The following is a 5182-nucleotide window of genomic DNA, read 5'->3' as shown; positions in this document are numbered from 1 at the left end:
CCCGGCGCGGGTATGCGCGGCGTCCGCCAGGCGAGCGGCAACGTCTGCCTCCCGTTCGCTGGCCTGCGTATGCTCGGCGGCTGTGCGGGCGGCGTCGTGCGCGGCTTCATGCTCACCGATCTGCGCCGCGAGTCGCGCCGGGCGGTCGGCCAGCGCTTCGCGTTCCTGGGCCAACGTCGTCGCGCGGCGATCCATATCGGCGATACGTCGCGCCGCCTCGCCCGCCCGCCCCTTCCAGCCCTGCGCCTCGGCGGTCGCGGCGGCGCGGCGTTCGCGCGCCTGCGCCAGCATCCGGTCATGCCCGGTACGATCGGCGCGCGCCAGCGCCACTCCGGCGCGCGCGGCCTGCGCCTCGCCCTGCAAGCGCGCGGTGGTCGCGGTGGTGGCGGCCCCATCGGGGAGAGCCAGCAGCGCGGCGGCGGCGCGCTCCCGCTCCGCTTCCGCCTCGGCGATGTCGGCGGCGACCCGGTCGCGCCGCTGCTCCAGATCGGCGCGCTGCCCCGCGAGGCGCTCGATCTGGCCGCTCGCGCGATCCTCGTTGCGCTGCGCGATGCGCTGGTCGTGCTCAGCCTCCGCCAGCAGCGCGCGTGCGGATTGTGCCGCTGCCCGCGCGCGCGCGATCCGTTCGTCGAGTGCGGTGCGACGCTCCGTTGCGTGATCGACCGCTTTCTGCGCCTCCGGGCGCTGTGCGGTCAGTGCGGCGAGGCGGTTGCGCCGTTCCAGCCGCTCCGCCGCCGCCGCCCCGCCGCCATCGGTCTGATAGCCATCCCAGCGCCTCAGCTGCCCCTCGCGGGTGACGATGCGCTGCCCGGGGGCGAGCGCCTGACCCGAATCAATCTCGACGAGGAAGATCTGCGACAGGCGCCGCGCCAGCGCGTCCGGCGCCGCGACCCGTGCGGCGAGCGGCAAGGTGCCGGTCGGGGCGGGGGGATCGTGCGGAGCGATCGGTGAGCCGTGCCAGTCCGTCAGCGACGATTCGATATCGTCCCCCAACGCAGCGGCCAGCGCGCGTTCGAAGCCGGGTTCGGCATCGATCGCGTCGAGCAGCCGGTCACCCGCCTGCTGCGTCGCGCGGGTGAGCGCGGCCATCTCGCCGTCCAGCGCCGCCAGCGCCGCGAGCGCGGTCGCGCGTGCGGCTTCGGCGGCGTCGCGTTCCGCTCCCGCCTCCGCCTCGCTGGTGTCTGCCCATTGCAGCGCCCCGCGCGCCTTGGTCGCCCGGTCGAGTGCCGCCGCGTGGCGGCCGCGCGCGTCCTGCAGCGCCGCCTCGATCCCGCTCAGGTCATCCAGCGCATCCAGTGCCTGAGCCAGTTGCGCCGCATCGCGGCGGGCGCGATCGAGGCGGGTCGTGGCAGCGGCCTGCGCCGCGGTGGCGACGCGCCGCTCGGCGGTTTCCGCCGCCTGCGCGGACAGCGCCTGTGCCAACGCCACCTCGATATCGCGGGCATGCCGCTCCGCATCGGCCAGCGCGGCGTCGAGCGTCGGGGTTGCGGTGGCGGCGGCAGCGATCGCGCCGTCGAGCGCGGCCACTTCATCGCCCAGGCGGGCCAGCGCGGCGGCCGCATCATGCGCCAGCGCGTCTTCCCGCGCGCGATCCTCCGCGATACGCAACGCGGCGGAGTCCATCTCGGCCAGCCGGCGTTGCAGGCCATGGCGCTGTTCGCGCGCGCGGCTGAGCTGGTGTGCGATCTCGCCTGCGCGGTCGCGCGCCGCCAATGCCTCCGCGCGCGCCGCCGACAGCCGCTCGACCGCGTCGCGCTGTTCGGCGGCGGTGCGCTGCTCCAGCGCGGCGGCCGCGATCACCGCTGCGTCCGCCGCCGTCGCCTCCGCTTTGGCTGCTTCCGCCGCCTGCGCCGCCTCGCGCCAGCGGGCGAAGATCATGCGCGCCTCCGCGATGCGGATCTGATCGGACAACAGGCGATAGCGTTCCGCGGCGCGCGCCTGGCGTCGCAATGCCGCCAGTCGGGTGGCCTGGTCTGCGATCAGTTCGTCGATTCGCGCCAGATTGGCCTCGGTGGCGCGCAGCCGGGCTTCGGCCTCCTTGCGGCGGACGTGCAGTCCGGCGATTCCGGCCGCTTCCTCCAGCATCGCGCGGCGTTCGGCGGGGCGCGCGGCGATGATCGCGCCGATCCTGTTCTGGCTGACCAGCGCGGGGCTGTGCGCGCCGGTGGCCGAATCGGCGAACAGCAACTGCACGTCGCGCGCACGCACGTCGCGTCCGTCGATCCGATAGGCCGACCCGGCGCCGCGTTCGATCCGGCGCACCACCTCACGCTCCGCCACGCCCTCGGCACCGGCCACGTCGGCGAGCAGCGACACTTCCGCGAAATCGCGCGGCGGGCGGGTCGCGGTGCCGGCGAAGATGACGTCGTCCATGCCGGCGCCGCGCATCGACTTGGGGCTGTTCTCCCCCATCGTCCAGCGCAGCGCCTCGAGCAGGTTCGACTTGCCGCAGCCATTGGGGCCGACGACGCCCGTCAGCCCCGGCTCGATCAACAAATCGGCCGGGTCGACGAAGCTTTTGAAACCCGTCAGCCGCAGCCGCTTGATCCGCATCGCGGCGCGATCAGGCCCCGGCGTTCTTCAGCGCGCCCTCGACCCCCTGCCAGGTGACGAGGTTGTCCAGCTTCTCTCCGTTCAGGAAGAAGGTGGGGGTGCCGGTCACGCCCTTTTCGGTGCCCGCGTCCATGTATTTCACCAGCGCGTCGATCTGCTTCTGATCGGTCAGGCAGGCGCGCGCCTGTGCCTCCGTCAGCCCGCGCTGCTTCGCGAAGTCGATGAAGCCCAGCTTCTCCGCCCAGGCGGTGAACTGCTGGCCCGGGGGGCGGCCCTGGATCTGCTGCTGGAAGGCGCCCGCATCCTCCATCTTCGGCAGGACATTGGGCTGCTCCGCGAACATCTGTTCCAGCATCGGGAAGAACGGCGCGGTTCCCGCGCAACGGCCGAGCAGCGCCGGGGCGAAATCGGGTGCGCCATGCACCAGATATTCGCGGAACTCATACGAAACCTTCCCGGTCTTGACGTAATTGTCCATCAGCGGGCGCATGCCGGTGTTGGCGAACGCGCCGCAGGTGGGGCACAGGCGCGAGCCATATTCGACGAGCTTCAGCGGGGCGTTGGGATTGCCGACGACATAGCCGCCCTCCGCCGTCTGCGCGACCGTCTGCGTCCAATCCTGCCCGGCGGGTGCGGCGACTGCCGCGACGGATCCGGCGGGGGCGGTCGGCGCGCTGCCATTGCCCTCGCCGCTCTTGTTGCAGCCTGCCAGCAGCGCGAGCGCCGCCAGCGGTAGTATCGCGTAACGCTTCATCGACATCACTCCGTCCAACCCTTGTTCGTCTCGGCGCTCATAGGGCGCCGGCCGCGCGCAATCGCGGTTCCAGCTGCGCCCAGCCGACGCCCTCGATCAGCTTTCCGTTGATCTCGAATGCGGGCGTGCCCGGCACCTTGCCGGTACTTTCCGACACCGCGATGGCGCGCTTCACCTGCGCGTCGGTGGCGAAACAGGCGTCGATCGCGGCGGCGGGGGCGCCCGCGGCGGTGGCGATCTGGACCAGCCCGGCGCCGTCCGCCAGCGCCTTCATCTGTGCCAGTTGCGGCCAGCTCGAAATGCGTTCGGCATTGCCCTGGCTCCACGCCGCGCCACGCTCATACCATTGCTGCTGGCGGGCATAGAGGGCCTCGTGCAGCGCGGGAAAGGCGGCGGGGCCGGCGCAGCGCGCCAGCGCGGTGGCGGCGAGATCCATGGCATCGTGAACCTGGTTGCGGATCTCCACGCTGACACTGCCGGAGCGGATCATCGCCTTTAGCGCCGGGCCCGATTCGGCGGCGAAATGCGCGCAGTGCGGGCAGGTGTAGCTGACATATTCGACCAGCTTCACTCGCGCCCGGGGGTTGCCGATCAGGTAGCTGCCAGTCGCGATCGGGGTCGCCACGTTGGTCCAGGGGCGCGGCGTGGTGGCGGGCGCGGCGGAAATGGCAAGCGGCGCGGCAAGTGCCAGCGCAGCGATAAGGAGCAACGGGCGCGTCATCGAACCTTCGGCAGCACGGGGCGGGGGGTGGGGGCGGAAGCGGCGCCGGCGACTCCCGAAGCGAGCGCCTCCAGCACCGCCTTCAGTTCGGGATCGGCGATCGTTTTCAAACTGTCGCCCAGATCGTGCGGGGCGGGGGCGAGCGACGGCGGCGCACGCCGCTCGGCACGCTTGGTGATCTCACCCTGGCGGATCGCGACCCGCTCGATCGCGGCATAGCCGAAGAAGCGGTTGACCCGGTCGATGATCTCGCCGGTCAGATGGCTCATCATCGGGGCATGCGCGCCGCGCACCGTCAGCGTCAGCGTGCCGCCTTGCTTCTTGCCGACCGGGAAGCGGATCGATTCGGGGCTGCTGACCGCCGCCAGTCGCTCCCCCATGATCTCGGGCCAGCGGGTGACGATCGCCGACTGAACGAAGCCGAAGCGGCGGAAGGCGGCGCCGCCGATCGCGGGCAGCAGTTCGGCCACCGCGCGGGATCGGTTCTGCCGCTCGGGCGGTGGGGTGGGGGCGCGCTCGCGCTTGCTCATTTGGCGTCCCATGCCATAGCCGGGGCATGGACGCCAAGCGCCGCGATGTCGCCGCCCCGCTGCTCGACTGGTACGATCGGAATCGCCGTGACCTGCCGTGGCGTGCGAGGCCGGGTGACACGCCCGATCCGTATCGCGTGTGGCTGTCGGAGGTGATGCTGCAACAAACGACCGTGGCGACAGTGCGGCCGCGCTTCGTCGCATGGGTGGCGCGCTGGCCCGGTTTCGCCGATCTGGCGGCGGCGGACGAGGCGGCGGTGATGGCGGCATGGGCCGGGCTGGGCTATTATGCCCGCGCGCGAAACCTGCTGGCGGCGGCGCGGGTGATCGCGGCGGAGCATGGCGGGGCGCTGCCCGATACCGAGGCGGCGTTGCGCGCCTTGCCGGGCTTCGGGGATTATACCGCGGCGGCGGTGGCGGCGATCGCCTTTGGCCGGCGCGCGGTGGTGGTCGACGCCAATGTCGAGCGCGTCGTGGCGCGGCTGTTCGCGATTGCGGCGCCGCTGCCGGGCGCGCGCCGGGCGATCCGCGCGGCGGCGGAAACGATCACCCCGGATGCGCGGGCCGGCGATTTCGCGCAGGCGATGATGGACCTCGGCTCCGGGATCTGCACATCCAGGAAGC

4 protein-coding genes and 1 pseudogene are annotated in these 5182 nt (G+C 72.5%); 1 reads left to right on the top strand and 4 read right to left on the bottom strand.

Annotated elements, in window-relative coordinates:
- The 4 genes from ACFDSW_RS01215 to ACFDSW_RS01200 form a co-directional block, all read right to left on the bottom strand.
- A partial coding sequence (locus ACFDSW_RS01215; protein ID WP_375248444.1) for an AAA family ATPase occupies positions 1-2553 on the bottom strand: 2553 nt, incomplete at its 3' end.
- Between the two features lie 10 nt (positions 2554-2563).
- A complete protein-coding gene (locus ACFDSW_RS01210) occupies positions 2564-3307 on the bottom strand; it encodes a thioredoxin domain-containing protein (RefSeq protein WP_375248443.1) in 744 nt (247 codons plus the stop codon).
- A 37-nt stretch (positions 3308-3344) separates the two neighbouring features.
- The gene (locus ACFDSW_RS01205) at positions 3345-4028 is read right to left on the bottom strand and encodes a DsbA family protein (RefSeq protein WP_375248442.1); all 684 of its coding nucleotides are present in this window, start codon (positions 4026-4028) and stop codon (positions 3345-3347) included.
- A complete protein-coding gene (locus ACFDSW_RS01200) occupies positions 4025-4570 on the bottom strand; it encodes a DUF721 domain-containing protein (protein WP_375248441.1) in 546 nt (181 codons plus the stop codon). Before ACFDSW_RS01200 ends, ACFDSW_RS01205 begins: the two co-directional genes overlap by 4 nt.
- Before the next feature lie 14 nt (positions 4571-4584).
- On the opposite strand from ACFDSW_RS01200, the pseudogene ACFDSW_RS01195 reads away from it, so the two are divergent.
- Positions 4585-5182 (top strand): annotated as a pseudogene (locus ACFDSW_RS01195) (A/G-specific adenine glycosylase); the annotation flags it as partial.

Source organism: Sphingomonas sp. (assembly GCF_042091075.1).
GTDB lineage: Bacteria > Pseudomonadota > Alphaproteobacteria > Sphingomonadales > Sphingomonadaceae > Sphingomonas.
The sequence above is the reverse complement of the archived record's forward strand: the minus strand, read 5'-3'. Positions and strand labels throughout refer to the sequence as shown.